At 49.0% G+C, this 20,672-nt stretch carries 21 protein-coding genes; 11 read left to right on the top strand and 10 right to left on the bottom strand.

Annotated elements, in window-relative coordinates; translation table 11 throughout:
- Positions 1 to 88 precede the first annotated feature (88 nt).
- Positions 89 to 1,201 carry a glycosyl hydrolase family 8 gene (locus tag ACETK5_RS28320; RefSeq protein WP_100541214.1) on the top strand — a complete coding sequence of 371 codons (1,113 nt, stop codon included), beginning with the start codon at positions 89 to 91 and terminating at the stop codon, positions 1,199 to 1,201.
- Between the two features lie 108 nt (positions 1,202 to 1,309).
- On the opposite strand, the gene ACETK5_RS28315 is transcribed toward ACETK5_RS28320, so the two are convergent.
- Together ACETK5_RS28315 and ACETK5_RS28310 are read right to left on the bottom strand one after the other, a co-directional pair.
- Positions 1,310 to 1,651, bottom strand: a complete 342-nt coding sequence (locus ACETK5_RS28315) for a zinc ribbon domain-containing protein YjdM (RefSeq protein WP_100541215.1) — start codon at positions 1,649 to 1,651, stop codon at positions 1,310 to 1,312.
- Positions 1,652 to 1,735: 84 nt separating this feature from the next.
- A complete protein-coding gene (locus ACETK5_RS28310; RefSeq protein WP_100541216.1) occupies positions 1,736 to 2,329 on the bottom strand; it encodes a TetR/AcrR family transcriptional regulator in 594 nt (197 codons plus the stop codon).
- A gap of 160 nt (positions 2,330 to 2,489) precedes the next feature.
- Here ACETK5_RS28310 and ACETK5_RS28305 point away from each other — a divergent pair, with 160 nt between their 5' ends.
- On the top strand, positions 2,490 to 3,377 hold the full coding sequence (locus ACETK5_RS28305) for an ABC transporter ATP-binding protein (protein WP_100541217.1): 888 nt from the start codon (positions 2,490 to 2,492) through the stop codon (positions 3,375 to 3,377).
- A complete protein-coding gene (locus ACETK5_RS28300) occupies positions 3,374 to 4,183 on the top strand; it encodes an ABC transporter permease subunit (RefSeq protein WP_100541218.1) in 810 nt (269 codons plus the stop codon). The genes ACETK5_RS28305 and ACETK5_RS28300 overlap by 4 nt, the downstream gene beginning before the upstream one ends.
- Before the next feature lie 63 nt (positions 4,184 to 4,246).
- On the opposite strand, the gene ACETK5_RS28295 is transcribed toward ACETK5_RS28300, so the two are convergent.
- Together ACETK5_RS28295 and ACETK5_RS28290 are read right to left on the bottom strand one after the other, a co-directional pair.
- The gene (locus tag ACETK5_RS28295) at positions 4,247 to 5,290 is read right to left on the bottom strand and encodes an SDR family oxidoreductase (RefSeq protein ID WP_100541219.1); all 1,044 of its coding nucleotides are present in this window, start codon (positions 5,288 to 5,290) and stop codon (positions 4,247 to 4,249) included.
- Between the two features lie 269 nt (positions 5,291 to 5,559).
- The gene (locus ACETK5_RS28290) at positions 5,560 to 6,060 is read right to left on the bottom strand and encodes a cupin domain-containing protein (protein WP_100541220.1); all 501 of its coding nucleotides are present in this window, start codon (positions 6,058 to 6,060) and stop codon (positions 5,560 to 5,562) included.
- A gap of 263 nt (positions 6,061 to 6,323) precedes the next feature.
- On the opposite strand from ACETK5_RS28290, the gene ACETK5_RS28285 reads away from it, so the two are divergent.
- Entirely contained in the window at positions 6,324 to 8,732 is a 2,409-nt protein-coding gene (locus ACETK5_RS28285) for an S-layer homology domain-containing protein (protein ID WP_100541221.1), read from the top strand.
- On the top strand, positions 8,733 to 8,870 hold the full coding sequence (locus tag ACETK5_RS28280) for a hypothetical protein (protein ID WP_165789781.1): 138 nt from the start codon (positions 8,733 to 8,735) through the stop codon (positions 8,868 to 8,870). It begins immediately after the preceding gene.
- 28 nt (positions 8,871 to 8,898) lie between these two features.
- Here the strand turns inward: ACETK5_RS28280 and ACETK5_RS28275 are convergent, their stop codons facing one another.
- From ACETK5_RS28275 to ACETK5_RS28260, 4 genes are all read right to left on the bottom strand, one after another.
- The gene (locus ACETK5_RS28275) at positions 8,899 to 9,441 is read right to left on the bottom strand and encodes a DinB family protein (RefSeq protein ID WP_100541222.1); all 543 of its coding nucleotides are present in this window, start codon (positions 9,439 to 9,441) and stop codon (positions 8,899 to 8,901) included.
- 62 nt (positions 9,442 to 9,503) lie between these two features.
- Positions 9,504 to 10,451: a helix-turn-helix transcriptional regulator gene (locus tag ACETK5_RS28270; RefSeq protein ID WP_100541223.1), complete on the bottom strand. Its 948-nt coding sequence runs from the start codon at positions 10,449 to 10,451 to the stop codon at positions 9,504 to 9,506.
- 88 nt (positions 10,452 to 10,539) lie between these two features.
- Positions 10,540 to 11,289, bottom strand: a complete 750-nt coding sequence (locus tag ACETK5_RS28265; RefSeq protein ID WP_100541224.1) for a class I SAM-dependent methyltransferase — start codon at positions 11,287 to 11,289, stop codon at positions 10,540 to 10,542.
- A 205-nt stretch (positions 11,290 to 11,494) separates the two neighbouring features.
- A complete protein-coding gene (locus ACETK5_RS28260; RefSeq protein WP_009591201.1) occupies positions 11,495 to 12,031 on the bottom strand; it encodes a hypothetical protein in 537 nt (178 codons plus the stop codon).
- Positions 12,032 to 12,137: 106 nt separating this feature from the next.
- On the opposite strand from ACETK5_RS28260, the gene ACETK5_RS28255 reads away from it, so the two are divergent.
- The 4 genes from ACETK5_RS28255 (at position 12,138) to ACETK5_RS28240 (ending at position 17,184) form a co-directional block, all read left to right on the top strand.
- Positions 12,138 to 13,052: a phosphatidate cytidylyltransferase gene (locus ACETK5_RS28255; RefSeq protein WP_326118565.1), complete on the top strand. Its 915-nt coding sequence runs from the start codon at positions 12,138 to 12,140 to the stop codon at positions 13,050 to 13,052.
- A gap of 487 nt (positions 13,053 to 13,539) precedes the next feature.
- Positions 13,540 to 14,892: a glycosyltransferase family 2 protein gene (locus tag ACETK5_RS28250; RefSeq protein ID WP_394059257.1), complete on the top strand. Its 1,353-nt coding sequence runs from the start codon at positions 13,540 to 13,542 to the stop codon at positions 14,890 to 14,892.
- 30 nt (positions 14,893 to 14,922) lie between these two features.
- Positions 14,923 to 16,014: an acyltransferase gene (locus ACETK5_RS28245; RefSeq protein WP_100541227.1), complete on the top strand. Its 1,092-nt coding sequence runs from the start codon at positions 14,923 to 14,925 to the stop codon at positions 16,012 to 16,014.
- A gap of 6 nt (positions 16,015 to 16,020) precedes the next feature.
- The gene (locus tag ACETK5_RS28240; protein ID WP_394059255.1) at positions 16,021 to 17,184 is read left to right on the top strand and encodes a glycoside hydrolase family 18 protein; all 1,164 of its coding nucleotides are present in this window, start codon (positions 16,021 to 16,023) and stop codon (positions 17,182 to 17,184) included.
- 192 nt (positions 17,185 to 17,376) lie between these two features.
- Here ACETK5_RS28240 and ACETK5_RS28235 read toward each other — a convergent pair whose 3' ends face one another.
- Both ACETK5_RS28235 and ACETK5_RS28230 read right to left on the bottom strand, forming a co-directional pair.
- On the bottom strand, positions 17,377 to 17,904 hold the full coding sequence (locus ACETK5_RS28235) for a DinB family protein (protein ID WP_394059253.1): 528 nt from the start codon (positions 17,902 to 17,904) through the stop codon (positions 17,377 to 17,379).
- A 134-nt stretch (positions 17,905 to 18,038) separates the two neighbouring features.
- Positions 18,039 to 19,175: a VanZ family protein gene (locus ACETK5_RS28230; RefSeq protein ID WP_394059251.1), complete on the bottom strand. Its 1,137-nt coding sequence runs from the start codon at positions 19,173 to 19,175 to the stop codon at positions 18,039 to 18,041.
- Positions 19,176 to 19,364: 189 nt separating this feature from the next.
- Here ACETK5_RS28230 and ACETK5_RS28225 point away from each other — a divergent pair, with 189 nt between their 5' ends.
- Positions 19,365 to 19,760 carry a MerR family transcriptional regulator gene (locus ACETK5_RS28225; protein WP_394059249.1) on the top strand — a complete coding sequence of 132 codons (396 nt, stop codon included), beginning with the start codon at positions 19,365 to 19,367 and terminating at the stop codon, positions 19,758 to 19,760.
- Positions 19,761 to 19,777: 17 nt separating this feature from the next.
- The gene (locus ACETK5_RS28220) at positions 19,778 to 20,626 is read left to right on the top strand and encodes an SDR family NAD(P)-dependent oxidoreductase (RefSeq protein WP_326111216.1); all 849 of its coding nucleotides are present in this window, start codon (positions 19,778 to 19,780) and stop codon (positions 20,624 to 20,626) included.
- The last annotated feature ends 46 nt before the right edge of the window (positions 20,627 to 20,672 follow it).

The following is a 20,672-nucleotide window of genomic DNA, read 5'->3' as shown; positions in this document are numbered from 1 at the left end:
GGTCCGAGAAGCTATAATTATTCGTCCCCCGGCCTTCTTAAAGGCTTTAGGAACAAAAGCGTAGAATAAGTATGTTCGAGGTGAACCTATGACAACCTGGATTTCTGACCGCAAGAAAGCCATTCTTGCTATCATCGCCGTTCTAGCTTTTACCGGCATCGTCTTCATAGCCTACTCTATCATCCACAGCAAGGAGAATCCCGACGTGACAGCAGCGTTCATTGAAGAGCATATGACCAACGATAATGGTACCATTGCCACCTATCTCAAGCCCGCTTCCTCCGAGCACCCGGACATCGTTGCCGGAAGGGAAGCTTTATCCGAGTCACTTGGGCTTTGGATGCTGTACGCCGTCATATCCGGTGATCGATCACGGTTCGACGATAGCGTCCAGCTTCTCACCACCTATTTTCTCCATCAGGAGCCGGAACCCTATATCCGGTGGAAGCTTACGCCGGACGGTGAATCCGAGGTAACGACCAATGCGCTGGGTGATGATCTTCGAATTCTCGACGCCCTGCTGAAGGCGTTCAAGCGCTGGAGCGATGAAGAATACCTTCAATTGGCGCAGGAGATCGGCTCCACATTGCAGGCCTCCGCTCAAACCCAAGGATATTTAGTAGATTATCATGATTTTAAGCGAAATGAATCGGCAGCCGTGTTGAGCCTGGTCTACGCGGACATATCGGCACTGCGCGAAATGCAGAATAACGGAATCCTGTCCCGCCAAGAGTATGAGCAGTATCAGGATCTGCTCTCCCACATGCCTTCCGACGGTGTATTCTATCCCAAAACCTATCAGATCGGCTCCGGTCGATATGAGTATGACGCATCGGTCAATCTGATTGACCAGCTGATCGTTGGCATCCATCTGGCGGAGATGGATCAGCCGCCCAAGGAGCTCATGCAATTCCTGAAGGGAGAATTCCAGCAGAATCAGCAGCTGGTAGGCCGCTACAACCGGAAGACACGAAAGCCCGACGCGGCATATGAATCGCCTGGCGTTTACGGCCTGGCTATTATCCTGGCGTTGAAATCCAATGACCTCCCTTGGGCCCGGCAATTGCATGATCGAATGATCCAATTCCGAGGCCAAGATCCCTCATATCCGGGAGGGTATGTGTTTGATGGGAATACGCATGCTTTTGATAATCTGTTTCCTCTGCTCGCGGAGACGCTGTTAGAACCAACCGTGAAATAATCGCTCGTCGCTGGAACCTCTAGCGTCTTAACAGACTTCCGATGAGCATATACACACCCGTAAAGATTACAATGATACAGGTGAATATTTGGACTGCGTTCTGGTTATTTATATCTTTTTAACAAATTCCGATTTCAATTTCATAGCCCCGAATCCATCGATTTTGCAATCGATATCGTGATCGCCATCGACCAAACGTATATTTTTCACTTTCGTGCCTATTTTCAACACAGAGGAGCTGCCTTTTACTTTAAGATCTTTGATGACCGTTACGGAATCGCCGTCAGCCAAGACATTTCCGTTCGCGTCTTTGATGACCTTCGTATCTTCATCATGCTCCGCTTCGGACCCCAAGGCCCATTCATGAGCGCATTCCGGGCAAACCAGGAGGTTCCCATCCTCATATGTATATTCAGAATTACATTTCGGGCAATTCGGCAAAGTAGACATCGTTTCGTATTCTCCATTCGTTTTATACTAACTATACCCTATATTAGAAACCTATGCTGGCCAAGTACTTGTCTTACACGAGGACTATTTCTTCCCGCAGACACCGTAGAAGAACATATGAACGATTCCCTCCAGGAAGCCGTCCATATCATCACTTTGCTGGGCCATAGCCAGAATCGATTCATATTGATTCATGAACAGCTGAATAAAAGCCAGGACTTGGTCCGTCGACACCTCCGGTGAAATCTCACCGCTGTCCTTGCCCTCCTCAATAATCTGGATGGTGAGCGGAATGGCTTTGTTCCTGTACTGCTCCTCCATATAACGGGCCAATTCTTCGTCATCGATTAACAACTCTTTGATCAATCCGGGCGGGAAATCACTGTAGGACTCCTTCTCCAGAAAAATAATGTGCTCGATCTTCTCCTTCAAGGAATGGCCTTCGCTCATATATTCCTCAAAATCCCGGATCGCCTTATCAAAATAGTTGCGAAATACCTCGCGCAGCAGCTCCTCCTTGCTGCCGAAGTAATTATAAATCGTCACCTGTGATACCTTGGCTGCCTTGGATATATCGGCAATCCGAATCCGCTTCAGCTCCGAGGTTCGGACCAGTTCCAAGGTGGTTCTCATAATCTTCTCTTTGATCAGATTCGCTCTTTTCTCAAAACCGTTCATTTCCCTTCATCCTAACTCCTAAGATTAATTATGTAATTAATGAAATTTATACGTAAATTAATTTCATGAAATCATTGACGATACCACAAGCCAGGTATATTATAACATATGAAATATCCGATCTATAATATTTCATTTTTTATTTTCCGGAGGTGGCGGCATGTTAACCGTTCAACATTTGACGAAGACATTTTCCAACGGAAGGGGCATCTTCGATGTATCATTTTCGGTCGAGCCGGGCGAGGTTTTTGGTTTTTTAGGGCCGAATGGCGCCGGAAAATCAACGACGATTCGGCACATCATGGGTTTTATGAAGCCGGATCAGGGATACGTCAAGGTGAATGGACTGGATACCTGGAGGGAACAAGGGAAGTTTCAATCGGATGTAGGATATCTGCCAGGAGAAATTTCCTTTATCGAAGGGATGACCGGAAAGACCTTTCTGGATTTCATGGCCGATATGCAGGGGATCCGGGACTTGTCCAAGCGGAATCAATTGATCGATCGTCTACAATTCGATGTTCAGACCCCGATTCGTAAAATGTCCAAAGGAATGAAACAAAAGGTCGGGATCGTCGCTGCCTTCATGCATAATCCCAAGGTCATTATCCTGGATGAGCCCACTTCGGGACTCGATCCGCTGATGCAGAAGGTGTTTATTGAGATCGTTCTTGAGGAGAAAGCCCGCGGTACAACATTCTTGATGTCATCCCACAGCTTTCAGGAAATCGAGAGAACCTGTGACCGAGCCGCCATTATCAAGGACGGGGGCATCATAGCCGTTAAGGACATCCATGAGCTGCAATCCATGCAGCGGAAGCTGTTCGAAGTCAACTTCGTGCATCCAAGCGATGCCGAGGCCTTCCGGAGCTCGGGGCTGCTTATCGAATCTTATGAAGGCAATCGGGTGAGGGTAGCCGTCCAGGGCAACTACGATCAGTTTATCCAAGAGACGGGCAAATACCCTGTGCGCAGTATCGACGTCTTCACCCAGAACCTCGAGGATATTTTCATGAACTATTATGATCGGAAGGGGATATCGGAATGAATGTCACCTTATATAAACAGATGATGAAAGTCTATATGAAAAGCTTGATGAACTACGCTTTCGGGTCCGCTTTCTATATCCTCCTGATGTTCTGGTTATATCCCAGCATTGCCAAGAACACAGGAGCCATCGATGATCTGGTCGCGTCGATGCCGGAAGGCGTCGGAAAAGCCTTCGGCCTCAATGGCTTCGGTACAGCGGAAGCTTTTATCTCCGGGGAATATTACGGATTAATTCTGGTTCTTATCCTGGCTATCGTCTGCGTGCAGCTGACGACCCAGCTTATGGCCAAATTGGTCGATCAGGGCTCGATGGCCTATTTGCTGTCCGCCCCGACGACAAGAGGGAAAGTGGCGCTCACGCAGGCCATGGTTATGACGAGTGGGCTCTTCCTTATCTTGGCTGTCACGACGTTGGCCGGATTCGCCGGAAGCGCTTGGCTGCTGGGGGATTCCTACGAATTTAATACCGCCCGATTCATCCAGATGAACGCAGCGGCGTTCCTGCTCTTTTTTGCCATCTCCAGCATCTGTTTTCTCGTGTCCTCGCTCTGTAATGACGAGAAGAAGGCACGAAGCATTTCCGGGTTGATTACGTTTGGGTTCTTCAGTCTGGATGTGATCAGTAAATTCAGCGAGAAGATCGAATGGATGCGCAACCTTACCCTCTTCTCTCTCTATCAGCCTGGTGATATCGTAAACGGGACGGGGGATTCCACGGTAACCTCCCTCGTGTTAGCCGCCATCGGCCTCATCGCATTCGGTTTGGCCGTCGTGTTATTTCGAAAACGTGATCTGCCGCTGTAATCCAGCATATGTATTTGTACTGAAAGACAAGAAGGGCACCCTAATTGGATGCCCTCTCTATATTTATTCTGCTAGTATTCTATTATTCGCTTCCCCCGTGATAATGGACTTTGCCTGCTCCAATGCCGAAACGACCTTATCGCACCATAGATCAAACTCTTCGTCTTCCCTCTGATGCTCCGGATGCGCTAATATATAGTCCACCGTCTGCTTGATTCCTTGATCGGCGCGAGTGGTTGCTACGAAATCGGGCACCAGCCGCTTCAGCTTGCTGTTATCGAACACAACGGTATTCGCTTTGTCTCCCAATAACGAGCCGCGGAAGTCCTGCGTGCTCGTGGCATCCAGGAACTCGGAAGACACATGGACCGCGTTCAACTGCACGCCAAGGGCATCGGCAATCATTTGGTATATTTGATTCCAGGTGAGCGACTCATCCGATGTGATCTGCACCGACTCCCCAATGGCATGGATATTGCCCAGTAAACCAATGAAGCCTTTTGCAAAATCCGTGTTGTGCGTCAACGTCCACAGCGACGTTCCATCCCCATGAATGAGGACGGGTTTATTCTCCAGCATCCGCTTCACGACCTGCCAGCTTCCTTGGCTGCCGTGCACGCCGAGTGGAATGGACCGCTCATCATACGTATGGCTAGGCCTTACGATCGTTACCGGGAAGCCATGTTCCCGATACTGCTTCATCAGATAGTCTTCGCAAGCGATTTTATTCCTGGAATAGGCCCAGTATGGATTGGATAAAGGCGTGCCTTCCGTAATGCGATAATCGGATAGTGGCGTCTGATAGGCGGAAGCGGAGCTGATAAAGATGAATTGCTTGGTTTTGCCCGCAAACAGACGGTAATCTCTTTCCAGATCGGCCGGTTCAAAGGCAATGAAATCAGCCACCACATCAAATTCAAGATCCTGAATCAGCTGTGCTACACGACCCTCGTCATGGATATCGGCTTGCAAAATATGTGCACCTTCCGGCAGAACGTCATTTCGATTTCCCCGATTCAACAGGTAAAGCTCGCACCCCTGTTCCAGCAGTTGCCTCGTAATCGCCGAGCTGATCGTTCCCGTTCCTCCAATAAACAGCGCTTTCATAACCTGCACCTCCGGTAGCAATAATGAGAAGACTGCAACTTGACCTTCTATCCCTTACGATAGCATGGGCACGGGTGCATTACAATTTCCAAAAGGTTTGGACCGTACAGGATTTTTGCGCAGAGGGTGGAGTAGGAAGCATTGCAGAGGTCGTGCGTGAACCAGCATGAAGGCGAATGTATAAGCTGTTGTGACGTGCAGAAAGACTCCCGTCTGTTCGCGGCAGGAGGAAGTCTTTTCGTTTTCATAATATCGCATTCATTCTTATGTTATTTCACCCACTTATGCAGCAGTGGACCTTCCTCTCCAAAGACAGGATCCGTATCCGGCACAGGCACGCTTCGGATTTCGTTGATCGCCTGGGCCCGGTCCGTCGGGTTCCGCTCCCTCATATTCGGCGTATTCCCTTCGGGATAGGCACCGATCACTTCGAAGTCGGGCGTACTGGTAAGCTTCATATGTGCAGTGCCCGCCGGCAGGACGATCACGTCACCTGTAGCAAGCTCCAGCCGCTCCCCTGCATCGCCGCCCACAAGGACCGTCGCGCTTCCGGATCGCACGCCCAGGACTTCGTGCGTATTGCTGTGATAATGATGGTAATCGTATACGCCGCCTGACCAGCTGCCGCTCCAGTGATGCCGGTTAAAGGCTGCCTCCAGCCCGCTCGGGTCATCCGCGAATACCCCATTGTACACAATGACGGGCAGATCGGGATTGTTGGGAACCTCTCCATCATCATTCACGAAAAATGATCTGACATGTACCTCCACGACTATCCGCTCCTTTCGACTCATTGTTCACTCGTGTACCAGTACCCGGGCCGAGCGGGTCTCAAACCATATTCTTGCAAGAAAATTCCCGTATACGCCCCCATAAATGGGAAGGAATCGTCCCCGATTCTCTGTATTAGATTCACTAGTGCTTTAGTCTGGAAAAAGTGATTGCCAACCCAGAACCTGGAACTATATTATAGAATCACGAATCCAGCGAAACAGCTGGATTACAGTATTCATCAAAACAAGGGGGAACATGCTTGAAACACAAATTAATCGTAAAAATGATGACCACAGCGGCATTGCTGAGTGCTTGCGCCTTCCCAGCGTACGGAGCTCCGACATCGCTTAAGGACATCTCCAATTCCTATGCAAAGGATGCCATTCTGGAGCTGGTCGACAAAGGAATCATCAACGGGAAAGGCAATGGCACGTTTGATCCTACCGGTAAGATTCACAGACAGGACTTTGCCATTATCCTGGCCAAGGCGTTGTCCCTGGATGTATCATCGGTTCCTCCGTCACCAACATTCAGCGACATTCCGGCCACTCATTATTCTTACACATTCGTGGAGGCTGCAGCCAAAGCCGGCTTAATCAAAGGCCAGGGAAATGGGGAATTTGGCTTTGGTGAGAACCTGTCACGCCAGGATATGGCCGTCCTGTTCATCCGGGCTCTCGGCGTAGATGCAAGCGGAAAGGCTGCCGAGCTGGGTAATTTGAATTTCAACGATGCAGCCTCGATCTCAAACTACGCCAAGGATGCCGTTGCTGCGGCTATCGAGCTGCAGTTAATCAATGGCCGCACGGACGGCTCGTTTAATCCTGCAGGCAGTGCGGACAGGCAATCCGTGGCCTTAGTGACAAGCCGTTTCCTAAAAGCCAAGGAAGAGCTCCCTCAAACTCCCGATCCGGCCCCGAAGCCAGGCAATCCAACACCTCCTCCATCCACTGAAAAGCCTGTGCCACCACCATCTACCAACAACAATTCCGGCGGCGGCGTTCCTACCGCTCCAAGCAATCCGGGCACGCCCAGCCAATCCGATACGACACCGCCTACGGTGACCATGGTTTCAACCTCTCCGGTCATGACTGATCTGCACGTCGTCGTTAAAAGCTCCGAATCAGGCACCGTGTATCTCGTTCCCGCTTCACAGACGGCCAATACCAAAGCCCAACTGGAATCCTTGGTTGCCCAGAAGCTCGCTAACAAGGCAACCGTCATATCCGCCAATGCGGAAACCGCCATAGCTACCACCCATTTGGCCGTGGGCGACTATAAAGTCTACGCAGTGGATTCTGCAGGCAACGTATCTGCGGCTACCTCTACAATCGTGCTGCAGGCACGGGTTATGGAACAGCCTACCCTTTATTTTTCCGATCAACGCACCCTTGTATTTGCCTATAACGAAAACCTGAATCCTCTGTTCGTTCCTGCGGTTGAAGACTTTTCCGTCTATACCGAGGATGGAATTCTAAAATTCCCGAAAGCCATAGAACGTGTACGCATCATAGAGAATAAGGTGGAAGTCACGCTTGCGGAGACGTTGCCGCTGGGGAGATCCGTTAAGGCAGCTTTTAACCCTCTTGATTCTGGTGCATCAGTCCGCAGCCTCACGGGGAAAATTTCCCCCGTCGTAGGTCCCGCATCCGTTACCTATTTGCCGGACAACGTAAAGGAAATGCTGGACGATCTGATTGAGGAAGCCACGACACTCATGGAAAGCGCCGAGATCGGAAACACGTTGGGCAAATATCCGCAACATGCGGTCGAAAGCCTTAACGGGGCGATTCAATTCGCTTCTTCCGCAGCTGAGAATCCGGATGCAACGCCCCAGAGTCTCGCTGAAGGTTATAACGGTCTTTCTTCCTTTATGGGAGTTTTCCGGAGCCTTCAGGTTAAGCCGTTAACGGTATCGCTTGCCCAAGACGCATCCTTTGTTCTCAACCCCAAAATACAAGGCACCCATACCGTTATTTCCGGTTATACAAGCGTGGATGATACCTATAATAAACGGAGCATCCAGAAACTGATCCAGGTCAAACGTGACGGAAGCAACGCACAGATCGATTATCAATACAACCAAGGCAAATTAGAAATGAACATACTTCAAGACAATGAAGTTGTCGGCCATATCGAGATCGAGTCTTCGGATCCGTCCCTTGTACAGGTATCGGGCGAGTCTCCAAACGGTATAACGGTTAAACCGATCTTTGGCGCTCAGGAGAACTCCACGGCATCGCTTCGCTTTAAAATCATCGAGAGCGGCAAGGAAACCGGCAGCGTCGAATTGCCTGTTACATTCGACTTTACGCCACCAACGGTGACCCAAGCCACCTATGACAGCAGCCAGGGAACATTCACCCTCATGTCAAATGAACTTGTCTACTCATACAGTGACACGATTCCTTTGTCGATTCTTGTTGACTACTCAGGAAATAATGATTTTAGCAGCAACTCAATCGATATTTTCCCATTAATCCTTGAGGAAGATTTCATGTACAACATCATCAACGACAGAAGTGGAATCAGCATATCCCTTACCCCGAAAGGAGTAGCGAAACTGTCCACTCAGCTCCCAGGAGGAACGTTCCGACTTACCATCAATGGGATGAGTGATTTGGCAATGAATTGGCAGATGAGGATCGTACACGTTCCTGCTCGATAATTGCCTGCACCGGGTATCCATGTATGGAACGGGTCCTTTGTTATCCTGGGAGAACTGCCGCGGATCCAGCGTCTGGAGCCGCCCGGCGGTTACCTGGCTATTCCACCAAAAAAGTCTTCTCCCAGCGTCACGTCCTGATATTCCACAGCCATAGCCTGATATGTCATCATACACGCTGCTGCTCTAAAGTCTGTTTTAACCGATTCAGCTGCCGAAAATGATGACGGTAGTGCATCTCGATGAGCAAAAACCACTCTTGGGCATGCAATCCTCCGAACCTCGGATGGGGGACGGTATGCTGCAGGGATGCTTCACCTAGCTTCGGCTCGGTTTGTCTCATTCGTTGGATGACGGTATCCAAACCTTGCATCAACTGCTCTTTGGTTGCAGGCTGCTCCGGCGTATATTGAGGAGACGGCGGAACCTGAATGCGGATGGGTGGGAAACTGCCCTGTTCGAATATCGCCATACCTTGTTCCGTTTTTCCCGTTGGAGAGGCGGGTGCATCCCCGGTCGGGTTTAAACATAACTCAATATTTCGCAGATGCATGGATAGCGCAGATTGAATCAAGTGCTGATACATTTGCCCGATCGACCACTCGTCCGCTGCCTGTCTGTACTTTAGCTCCTCCATGCTGAAGCCATCCAGCTCCTGCAGATAAACCTGCACCGTCTCTTCAAACCGCTGCAAAACTTCCGTTGTATTCATATCAACCACTCCCTTAATCGTCTTTGTACCCAATATATAAAAACGCTACTGACAACGTCATGTCAGTAGCGTTTTAACATCTTTTCCGCTTCGTTGCGGATCCGGTCACGGAAGGATTCCGGCTCAAGGACAACGACATTCGATCCCCAGCCGAGCACCCACTGCATGATCTCCTCCGGCCGGCGAATGCGAAAGCTCACAAGCAGCCCGTCCTCGCATTCTTCCACTGTCTCCATGTAATAATTGCCTGCTTCCTTAACTCGATCCGCAATCTCGGGATTTACCAGAATCCGAACCCACAGGTTACGGTCATCTGGAGGTCGATAGTCCTCCAAGTTAAAATGCGGCGGCATCTCAAAACGCTCCTCAAGGACCCTTAGTTCCTTCATACGGGACAGCCGAAAATGACGAATGCCTTGCCGGAGGTCACACCAGGCAACTAATGTCCATGAACCTTGAAGAAATGCCAGCCCATAAGGAGCTGCCGACCGAAAGCTCTTTCGGTCGCCTTTGGAATCGGGCGTTTTCTTCACATAATGGAATTCAACCTTACGCTCTTCCAGTATGGCGCGGCGAACCATTCCAACATAATCCTTCTCTTCCCCTGAAGTTGCCTTGTTACCGGGAGTAATCAGCCGCATGGTCTTCCGAACCCGGGAGGCATCTGCACGGACAGGCTCCGGCAGAATAGACTCTATCTTTTTGCGGGAAGCCTGAGCTTTCAAACCATATCCTGCGTCAAAGCGTTGTTCGATGAAATCCGTTCCGATGAGGAGTGCCACCGCTTCCTCCGCCGTGAACATGACCGGCGGCAGAAAATACCCCGCCATTAACGAGTATCCTTGCCCGGGAGCTCCCATCACCGGTACGCCCGCTTCGCTAAGGGCCTGGATATCCCGGTAGATGGTCCGGACGCTCGTCTCGAATATGGACGCCAAATCTTCAGCCCGCACAACCTTACGCTGCTGAAGCTCAAGCACGATAGCCAGCATCCGATCTGTTTTGTTCATGCTGCTGAACCTCCCGTTCCATGATGAAAGCCTGTAGTCTAGTTCGTTTCCGTTCCGGCGGAAGTTCTGCCAGAATAGAAGGTGTGGCTTAAACCTTTCCCCAGTACACCTTCGTCTCGTAATCAAAAAACACGCAGCCATCCTGCTCATTCCGTTCAAATATCGTGCGCAGTTCGTTCAACATCGGATCGTAGCTCGGATGCCCCGGCAGCGGAGCGTAAGAGGACGAGTGCAAACGGCCGCATAATCCCTCATAATCAAACGTCTGCCGATTGAAGAATTTTGCCTCCTTCATGTCCCCTGCCCGGAAAAAAGCAGCCAGCGTTTCGTGCGCAATGTTCTTCTGATCCACTTCTTTATAATCGGTGCCATAGGTTAGGAGCAGCTGCTCATACGCTTCCAGGAACGGCATTCCCTGCGTGAGCCTGGAATTCCATATCAGGGCAACCTTCCCGCCCGGTCTCAGGATCCGCCGGAACTCCGATTGGGCCGCGTCACGGTCAAACCAATGAAAAGCCTGGGCGCTCACGATATGATCCACCGATTGATCAGGCAGCCCCGTCGCTTCGGCTGAACCCGAGACCATTCGAAAGCCGGGCTCGCCTCCAAGGTCCGATTCGGCAGCTTCCCGCATCGCCTGATTGGGCTCCACGGCCGTAACGCGGCTCCCCCGTTTCAGCAGCAGCTTCGTGAATATCCCCGTCCCGGCACCCACATCGGCAATCCTGCCGTCCAATCCTACCGTATCGTACAAATAATCCATGACCTCTTGCGGATAACTCGGGCGATACTTCGTGTACGAATCGACGCGATTCGAAAACCGTTCCTTGCTGTTCATCCTAAACCACGCTCCCATCCAAGTTATAAGCGAAATCCAGACCATCATTATCACAGTTCCATTAGATGAAACTCGATTTCATTTTCAATTCCATTTTATAATAACACTCGCTTAGTAGCCAGCATTTATTGTTGGGCAAGGCTTCCGCCAATTCATGTCATCCTGCACCAGCAACAAAAAAGCCCGATATCATCTGGTTACAGACTCAGGGCTCATACTCGCTCAGCTTCCCTTCATAGATCAGCTGCAGGCGCTCGCTTTGGCGGAAATCGTCCGGCGTCACCAAGGCGGGCAGCTTATCCCATAGTCTGACTCCGGACCGCTGCAGAATCTCCGCCACGAATTGCGAACAGAAGTAGGAATTGCTGAATTCGATCGGTTCCTTTAGCGCGATGCCCAGGACGCCCAATATATTATAAAAATATTTTTTGTCCTTTCGGATAAAAGCCTGCAGAACCCGCTTCATTTTCGCGATGTCGCGTTCCGATACCTGAAGCTCATAGATGACGCACGTCGTGTTGGGATATTTGCTGAACGTTCCCGTCTTCAAATCCTCCTTTACAAACCCGCCGTTCAGAGGGTTGTTCGGATTCTTTCTCCCGAAGCTATATAACTCCGACAGCTCCCGGTTAAAGGATATCGAAGCATGGTTGTAAGGTGCTCTCGTGTAGCCCTGAATGACTTTCGTAAAGAGCGTTCCGGTATTGGTAAGCAGTATAAAGACCGATTGATCGTCTACCATTTACGAAATTTCCCCTTATTCATATTGAATTATTCCTTCATAATAACATATGATTCCTTTAGTAGAACAAGAATGATACCCGTGACAAGTTGGTGATGATAGGCATATGGACAGCTCGCTTTTAACCTTAATCCTGATATTCTCCGTCTTATCGGTCATCCAGCTCCTCTATTACGTGATGAGCAAGACGCAGCCGAATATCGACTATACCGAAGTCGGATTTCGCATCAAAACCTGGTGGGGCATGCTGGTCATCTTCTGCTTGGCGACGCTTCTGAATCCGGTGGTTTCCCTGCTATCCCTTATGGTGTTAACCTTCTTTACGCTCAAAGAATATTTCTCGATGATCAAAACACGAAAAGCCGATCGTCGCTTATTTCTGTGGGCGTATTTAACCATACCGGTCCAATTCTATTGGATCTACATCGAATGGTACGGGATGTTTATCGTGTTTATTCCGATCTATGTATTCCTGGTGCTGCCGCTTCCGCGATTGATCAATAAAGGCACTGTGGGATTTATGCGCAGCGTCAGCTCAACCCAATGGGGCCTGATGCTCATGGTGTTCGGTCTCAGCCACCTGGCCTATTTCCAGTTTGCCACGCCCCAGTATGGAGCAGGGCTGGTGCTGTTTCTCGTCGTCTTAACGCAGCTGAACGATGTGGTGCACACGATCGCCTCCCTTTATTTCGGCAAACGAAGAATCGTGCCGACCTCGAACCCGAATCTGACTTGGGAAGGCTTTGCCTGCGCGTTTCTCGTAACCACCGCGAGCTCCTATCTCATCTATCCCTATCTGACGCCGCTCAGCTCGACATTTGGCCTTCTGTCCGGCATGCTGATCAGCCTCGGCGGCTTCTTCGGCAGCTTGACGGTTTCGGTGCTGAAGCGCGATTTGTTAATCGGGGATGACGGGCGATTCGATGCCTTGAAAAAAAGCTATTTGAGCCGGGTCGACAGCCTGACCTATACCTCACCGATCTTTTTTCATTTCATCCGTTACTTTTACGACTTTATGTAGTTACGTGCCAGACAACCTCTCAGGTGCAGCACGGGGCGCTGCAACCTTTAGAAGCCATAACCATGCGAGCTTAGGCTCAACTTGGTTATGGCTTTTTTCAATGCATGAAATCCTCCTATTAGTACGATACCCTTGAATCCTTGTTCTCCATGGGCTACCATGCCAAATCGCTTTAGCCTCCTAAAATATAGAAAGTCGAACCAAAACAGAGACTGCTCTCGAAAAGCATCTATGTATTCGTTTTCTTGCTCCATAGAGCGGTTTTACATTTATGAGCCAATTACGATAGTTTATTACATAGAGTGTCATATGGGTTTATATGTAATTAAAGGTTTTAAATGGATGATATTATCCCTTTAAACCTGAATTTTATCCCTTGACATTGCTTGCTATAGAAACAGCGCATACCTAATCCAAGTCCCATAGAGTAGGCGCACCATACTGGTCTTCATTACAAAGAGAGACAGAGAAGAGAGGAGTGAGGAGTTTGCAGTACTTTTTTTATGGATTAGCCGGCGTATTTCTCGTGTTTCAAACCCTGTATACGTTCATCCCGCTGTTATGCAGCAAGGTGAAGAAGCTGAATCCCGATCTCGCCGAAAAATCAATCTCTGTGCTCGTCCCCGCTTACAACGAGGAGCTGACGATCCGGAATTGCATCGATGCCATGGCCGGCTTGCATTACAGCAACTATGAAATCATGATCATTAACGACGGCTCCAAGGACGGGACGTTATCCGCGCTTGACGAACTCCTGGATTTGGAGCCGGATGCCAGGATGGCAGACTGTAAACTGACTTACAAGCCCATAAAAGGATTCTATCGCTCGAGTCGATACCGCCATATTTACGTTATTGATAAGGTCAATGGCGGGAAAGCGGACTCGCTGAATGCGGGCATCGATTATGCCGCCTCCGATATCGTGATCACCTTGGATGCGGACAGCATGCTGGAGGGCGATTCGCTCATGTATGTGAATCAATATTTTCACGATGACGACATCATTGCGCTGGGAGGTACCGTCAAAATTGTACAAGGTGCCGTACGGGATAAGAACGGTGCCATCGTTGAAAAGTTCCGCGGAAGAGGGCTCATTAAGAGCCAGATCATCAATTATACGCACGGCTTCTACGTCCGCAAGCTTACGCAATCGTATTTTAATTCCATCGTGGTGATTTCAGGCGCCTTTGGCGCCTTTTATAAAGACGTTCTCGTTCATGTTAACGGCTTCCGCAGCACGGTGGGGGAGGATATCGACATTACGCTGAAAATTCACGAGTACATCAAAGCCAATCAGTTGAAGAAAAAACTCGTCTACGCCCCCGAAGCGGTATGCTATACCGAATGTCCGGAGAATCTTCCGAATTTCTATAAGCAGCGCATTCGCTGGCAGAAGGCGTTCATTGACTGCATTCTCATCTATTGGTCCAGGCTGTCCCGGAAATTCAGCGTCAGCGTGAGCCTGTTCTTTGCGATTGACGGATTTATGCTGGGGACGCTCTCGGCGTTTACCACGATATTTTATCTGGGGCAGACCCTGATCGTTGGCGGGAACATCCTGCATGCGATCATCTTCCTGCTGATGAGCGTGCTGCTGAATGCGGCACAGATCATCATCGCCCTGTACTTATGCCGTAAATATGGCAGCACCTATACATTCTCCGATTATGTAAAGATGTTCTTGTTCAGCCAAGCGGAGCTGTTAACCTATCGAAATTTGCTGCTGTACATTAACATTGCGGGGACGTTCAAATATTTTGACAATGATGAGGGCTGGGGCTTCGTGGAGCGCAAAGGCGTAGCTGCCATCAGCCAGAACATTGCCGCAGGATCGAATTAACTTATGGTGAAGGAGGCTGCCTGAAACAGCATGGTTCCCAATAAAAGAATTATCTATGTCGATATTCTAAGAATTCTATCCATTGTTGCCGTCATTATCCTGCACTACACAGCGGAGGTGCTCACCAGCACGAATGATTTCCATTCCTCCTCCTGGTGGATCAGCAACGGGTTCAACTCCATATCCCGCTTTGCCGTTCCGGTCTTCTTCATGATTAGCGGAGCAATGATCCTGCGCACAAAGATTACATCCTACCGGGAGTTCTATACCAAACGCGTCGTACCGCTGCTCATTCCCCTTCTGACCTGGTCGCTTATTTATGGCTTGTACAATCAATACTATCTGATGCGAAGCAAGCTGAATGCCTATGAGTTCGTTGTTGACTTCGGCTATCGGCTGCTGACCGACCGGAATTATGTGCATCTGTGGTTCCTGTACGCCATTATTGCCATCTATATGACGGTGCCGCTGATGAGCAAATTCATCAAATCCTGCAGCGAAAAGGATCTGCGGTATTATCTGCTCCTCTGGTTCATCGTCAGTATCGCCTATCGCTTCATCTCGGATGCCGTATTCCGTGCAACGGATCAATACATCAACATTCCGATCATGAACATCCCGTTCTTCATGGGTTTCCTCGGCTATTTTATCCTGGGATACTATCTCTTCCATTTTGAGCTGCCGCTCAAAGCCAAAAACATCCTATACAATCTGGGCATCATCTCGTTTTTTATCACGCCGGTGGCCACCTATTTTGTCTCGCTGCGCAGCGGTGTCCTGGACGAGATGTTTTACGGGAACTATTCCGTCACCACCTTCTTCATGGCTGTCGGGTTGTTTATCTTCTTCAAGGAGAAGGAAGCGGCGATCAGCGATCACGTGAACCATAAAATCCAGAAATTGATCAGCTCGGTCTCCCGGGCTAGCTTCAGCATCTATCTGATTCACCTGCTGGTCGAGATGATGTTATCCGGCCGAACCGAGGTCGAGGCCACGTTCCTGGAAGCCTCCCTCAGTCTGATCGTGAATATCTCCATTATCTTCGCCATCAGCTACATCACCGTCAAGGTGCTGAACCTAAGCAAAACGGCAACCTACATTCTATTCGGCGGGCGGGGTTAAAGGACGATGCGAATAACGATATATACGAAAATATTCATTGTGGTGCTGCTTGCTGGCATGGGTCTCTATTTCTATCAGATCTCCGCGGCGGAAGACCGGAAAATCACCGCAGTATATGTGGAGGCCTGGCAGGATTACCGAAACATCAAACTATCGGAGAAAGGCGTGGATATCGCGTTTATCGCTTTTGCCAAGATCAAAGGAACGGATCTCTATTTCCATGAAAACAGTACAACCAACAACCAGATCAAAGATAACATCAAGCAGTTGAAGGCTTCGAATCCGAAGACCCAGATGGTGCTGGCCGTAGGCGGTTACGGGGCAGACGGCTTCTCCGACGCTTCGCTGGACGGCAACCGGTACCTTTTCACCGAGAGCATTATCAACCTGGTCAAGGAACTGGACCTGGACGGCGTGGATATCGACTGGGAGTATCCGGCGTTCCATGCCTGGAATACGCAGAAAGCGAGCCCGGAGGATACGAAGAATTTCACCAGTCTGATGAAGGAACTGCGGGAGAAGCTCTACAGGCTGCCTCACAAAAACAAGAAATATCTGCTGACGTTTGCCTCTGGGACCCAGGACTGGTATTTCCAAAATGTCGAGGTCAAAAAAGTGGAGAAATACGTCGATTACATCAACGTCATGACCTACGACCTGACAGGCAAGTGGTCCGACACCACAGGCTTTAACTCCAATCTGTATGGGGACAGTCAAGGGAAATCCAAACACTCCATTGATGGCATTATCTCGATGTATCTGGACCATGATATCGACAGCAAGAAGCTGCTGCTCGGCGTGCCTGCTTATTCGTACGGCTGGAAAAACGTCAAAGAAGCCAAGGGTACCAAGGACGGCCTCTTCGCTCCCGGAACGCCTATCGACATCGACAAGGTGAACCTCAACTACAAGCAGATCGAGAAAGCCTACCTGAACAAAAATGGCTTCACGCGTTATTTCGACAACAAAGCCAAAGCCGCCTACCTCTATGATGGCCATACTTTCATCAGCTACGAGGATAAAGAAGCCTTGAAGGAGAAGGTGGCCTACATCCAGAGTAAGAATCTCGGAGGCGCGATGGTCTGGCAGTACTCCCAAGACGCGGAGGACGGCATCGTGAAGTATCTGGCGGAGCATTTGAACGAGAGGCAGCAAGCAGCCAAACCGTAACATACGGTGCCTGCCATTAAGCTCGACCGCCCCTGTTGGAGGAGTGTAAATCCTGCAGCAACCCCTCCATACGTGAAAAAAGCCGGTGATCATCGCCATCGTATGCGGATCATCGGCTTTTTTATATGCAGCAAGACTCCCACGGTGCTTACCCCCGGTCGTATCAAGGGGAGGGGTTGCCTTCTATCAGCATTAACGCCTGTTCAGGATCCCCAAATACTCGATCCAAGGCCCCACGTCATTCCGGTAGCGTTCGGCCAAAACCCGCACGATTTGAGACGTATGCGTTAAATCGTGCACCACCCAAGTCGACAGCAGCTCTCTCAATTTCACCACACCGAATGCCGGGTGCAGGCCGGTCTGCTCGAGGCTAGGCTCGGATTCCATTAGTACCTTCAGCTTAGCCAGATTGTCAGCACGGATGGCCTTGAATGCCTGCAGCTTATCATCGATGGATCGCTCCGTATCCTCGTTTAAGTGAGCGTAACGGTCAAAGGGCGGGAACGGTTTGCCCTCGCCTTCCTGCAGCATGAATTCGAGCCGTGGTATCCAATTGGTCCGCTCTCCTTCAATGAGATGCTCGATCACTTCCACGGCATTCCAGGTGCCTTCCCCTTCATGGCTCTTAAGCCATCCTTTCGATAAACCGGATAACATGTGCTCCAGGGTGACAGGCGTTCGCTCCAGAATCTCAACGGCTTCCTTGATGTCAAAATTCATAAATCCTCAGCTCCCTTTCCATCCATTCCATATTCACCGTGCCACTTCCAATGGAAACTCGAATCGTCTCGAATTAATAACGTAATCGATCTATTCTTAGTTCCACATGAATCCGTATCCTATATTTCCGTTTATCACACTTCACCAGTGATTCTTACAGCCTCTATGTGACTATATCGATTAAAATAAAGGGCTTTGTCCTTTTTGATCCATCTGATCACGATATGACAGAAGATAAAGAACCATAACAGACCTGTAAGAAAAACCACTCCAATTATAAAGAGGTTAGCTAGAAGATCTTCACCCATTTGATTAGAAAATATCTTCGACAATGCCGAACATAATAAAGGCATATAAACAATGCTGTAACGTCGGCTGAAGCTTCCTAACCCATTCCCCTTTTTCGGAAGTAATCTCATGCGAACGATCTTAGAGCCCACCGTATTTCCTTTCCAAATCACAGGGATAACGACCATAACCACAAAGAAAACAATGGCAAAGATGATCTCGTCAACAAGTACTCCTGGTCTCTTTAGCAGCCCGAATATAAAACTGGTTATCACTCTGGCAAAAATAATATTTAGAAGAACCTCCATAAGTTGGGCACCAAAGGTTGCTTTTCTCTGATTGTTAAAGAAATGGCTTTGTTCACTAAGGGTTTCCCTCGATGGAATTAACGCCAACAACATGGGAGCGAGTATAAAGCCAACGACAGTCCCCACCGTATTCGTCAACAAATCATCTACATCAAATATACGATAGGGGCATTCAAAATAGCCAAACAAAGCGGTTCGTTGAGTTATTTCAAAGAAAAGTGAAACACCAAAGCCAATAAGAGCAGCATGAAACCATTTCGCTTTCCCCTTAAAAAAATACCTCAGAAACACACCTAATGGAAACAAAAGCAAAACATTAAAAAACATTTGATAAAAGGCCCGCGTTGTTAACAAATCGATATAACTTGAAGGGACCGTCCAATGAAATCCACTTTCACGTTGAATATCCCGTATAAATTGAAAAGGACGATTTTGAATGAAAATCGTGCCGGGATCGATCGAAGTACAATTGCTCCGAGCACTGGGTATTGGAAAAATCACTAAGAAGAAAGCACTTAATCCATAAAAGATAAAACTTAAGATAAGTAATGTTTTCCAAAAGCTAAAGTACCCATGTTTACGATATTGATAAACAGCCCAAGGGAGCGTCAGAAAGAACGCTAATAAAAAACATATGGAGAGTGCAATGAAAACAGGCAATACATAGGCTTGCATTTCTTTCTCCCTTTCTAAAAGCTACTCTTCTCTTTCTATAAGTATTTCCAAAAGATTGAGCTGGCAATACCTTACGATCTATTTCACCAATGGGCACGAGAGCGTAAAAATCGATATTGACTTGGTGTTAACACCAAGTTGTACGATATTATGGCAACGGATTCCCTGTTGCAGAAAAGAGGTGAACGTATGGGAGACACATTCTCCATCAAACAAGTGTCTGAACGAACCGGATTGACCGAGGATGCCATTCGCTATTACGAGAAAATCGGGCTCCTCCCCTCTCCCAAAAGGAAAGATAACGGCCATCGTGTCTATCACATAGAGGATGCCGAAATGATGGAGTTGATCACGTGCCTGAAGAAGACCGGCATGTCGCTGGAGGATATGAAAGCCTATGTGCATCTTCCCTTCAAGGAAAATATTCAATCCGTTCCGGAACTGAACGCCATGCTCCAGAGTTACCGTCAGAAAATTAGCGATCAGATTTCGGACCTGCAGCGCATACTGCAGTTCATCGACGACAAGTTGAACCATAATCAGTCCCTGCTTAAACCCGATAGGGCAACCAGCGAAGAATCTTAAGTAAAGGAGATATACACATGACACCTAAAAGAAATAATAGCGTCGCCCTAATCACGGGCGCAAGCTCCGGCATTGGCTTGGAGCTAACCAAGCGATTGTTATCCGAAGGCTGGCAGGTCCTCGCTTTGATCCGTTCTGCCTTTCCATCCGACGATTCCCTTGTACAAGAGGGCCTTAGATCACAGCAGCTGAGAGTATACACGGCCGATTTGTCGGATTTCACGGATCTCCAAGCCTCGCTGGATCAGATCAAGAAACACGAGGATCATATCGACCTGCTGTTTAATAACGCAGGTGTCTCCTTTGGCGAGTTATCCTACTCTAAACAAGGGCGCGAGATGCATTTTGAGGTAAACTCCGTGGTGCCATATGTCATCTTGATGGAAATGAAAGAGCTTCTAGAGAAGGGCAGCCTCAAGACGGTAATCAATACGTCTTCGAATGCGTTGTTGTATCTCAAACGGTTCGATCACCATACATTGGCGTCCCCTGCCGGGTTCAAGAAGCTGACTGGGCCTTATGCGGCGAGCAAATTAGCCCTATCGTTGTGGACTCAGGAGATCGCCACTGCCGTACAGAAGGATGGCATTACGATCCGGAGCGTCTGTCCGGGAGGGAATAAAACAACCATGACCAAAAACGCCGGGATGCCAAAATTTATGATCCCGATCCGTAACCTGTTCTTCTCCCATCCCAGTCAAGGAGCTTCACGGCTGTATGAAGCAGCGCTGGGCAGCTCCCAACAATCGACGGGAGTTTTCCTCAACAAGGGTAAAGCAACGCCTTTGAAATTCTCGAGCCAAGGTTCGGAGCTGCTTAGCACGATAGAGCTAATCTATAAGCAGGCGTTTGCAGCCATATCTTAAACCCATGCAGCAGAGTTAATGATGTTTTCAGACCATCTCATGAAGG

The organism is Paenibacillus ilasis, assembly GCF_043195395.1.
Classification (GTDB): Bacteria; Bacillota; Bacilli; order Paenibacillales; family Paenibacillaceae; genus Paenibacillus_AQ; species Paenibacillus_AQ lautus.
This window is presented reverse-complemented; position numbering and strand designations above follow the sequence as displayed.

What these genes read in the sequence shown, in the direction of transcription:
- ACETK5_RS28245 (WP_100541227.1), top strand. Translation starts at nt 14,923, where the DNA reads ATGGTTCCCAATAAAAGAATTATCTATGTCGATATTCTAAGAATTCTA.
- ACETK5_RS28270 (WP_100541223.1), bottom strand. Translation starts at nt 10,451, where the DNA reads ATGAACAAAACAGATCGGATGCTGGCTATCGTGCTTGAGCTTCAGCAG.
- ACETK5_RS28275 (WP_100541222.1), bottom strand. Translation starts at nt 9,441, where the DNA reads ATGAATACAACGGAAGTTTTGCAGCGGTTTGAAGAGACGGTGCAGGTT.
- ACETK5_RS28260 (WP_009591201.1), bottom strand. Translation starts at nt 12,031, where the DNA reads ATGGTAGACGATCAATCGGTCTTTATACTGCTTACCAATACCGGAACG.
- ACETK5_RS28310 (WP_100541216.1), bottom strand. Translation starts at nt 2,329, where the DNA reads ATGAACGGTTTTGAGAAAAGAGCGAATCTGATCAAAGAGAAGATTATG.
- ACETK5_RS28265 (WP_100541224.1), bottom strand. Translation starts at nt 11,289, where the DNA reads ATGAACAGCAAGGAACGGTTTTCGAATCGCGTCGATTCGTACACGAAG.
- ACETK5_RS28315 (WP_100541215.1), bottom strand. Translation starts at nt 1,651, where the DNA reads ATGTCTACTTTGCCGAATTGCCCGAAATGTAATTCTGAATATACATAT.
- ACETK5_RS28220 (WP_326111216.1), top strand. Translation starts at nt 19,778, where the DNA reads ATGACACCTAAAAGAAATAATAGCGTCGCCCTAATCACGGGCGCAAGC.
- ACETK5_RS28305 (WP_100541217.1), top strand. Translation starts at nt 2,490, where the DNA reads ATGTTAACCGTTCAACATTTGACGAAGACATTTTCCAACGGAAGGGGC.
- ACETK5_RS28235 (WP_394059253.1), bottom strand. Translation starts at nt 17,904, where the DNA reads ATGAATTTTGACATCAAGGAAGCCGTTGAGATTCTGGAGCGAACGCCT.
- ACETK5_RS28240 (WP_394059255.1), top strand. Translation starts at nt 16,021, where the DNA reads ATGCGAATAACGATATATACGAAAATATTCATTGTGGTGCTGCTTGCT.
- ACETK5_RS28295 (WP_100541219.1), bottom strand. Translation starts at nt 5,290, where the DNA reads ATGAAAGCGCTGTTTATTGGAGGAACGGGAACGATCAGCTCGGCGATT.
- ACETK5_RS28255 (WP_326118565.1), top strand. Translation starts at nt 12,138, where the DNA reads ATGGACAGCTCGCTTTTAACCTTAATCCTGATATTCTCCGTCTTATCG.
- ACETK5_RS28225 (WP_394059249.1), top strand. Translation starts at nt 19,365, where the DNA reads ATGGGAGACACATTCTCCATCAAACAAGTGTCTGAACGAACCGGATTG.
- ACETK5_RS28300 (WP_100541218.1), top strand. Translation starts at nt 3,374, where the DNA reads ATGAATGTCACCTTATATAAACAGATGATGAAAGTCTATATGAAAAGC.
- ACETK5_RS28230 (WP_394059251.1), bottom strand. Translation starts at nt 19,175, where the DNA reads ATGCAAGCCTATGTATTGCCTGTTTTCATTGCACTCTCCATATGTTTT.
- ACETK5_RS28320 (WP_100541214.1), top strand. Translation starts at nt 89, where the DNA reads ATGACAACCTGGATTTCTGACCGCAAGAAAGCCATTCTTGCTATCATC.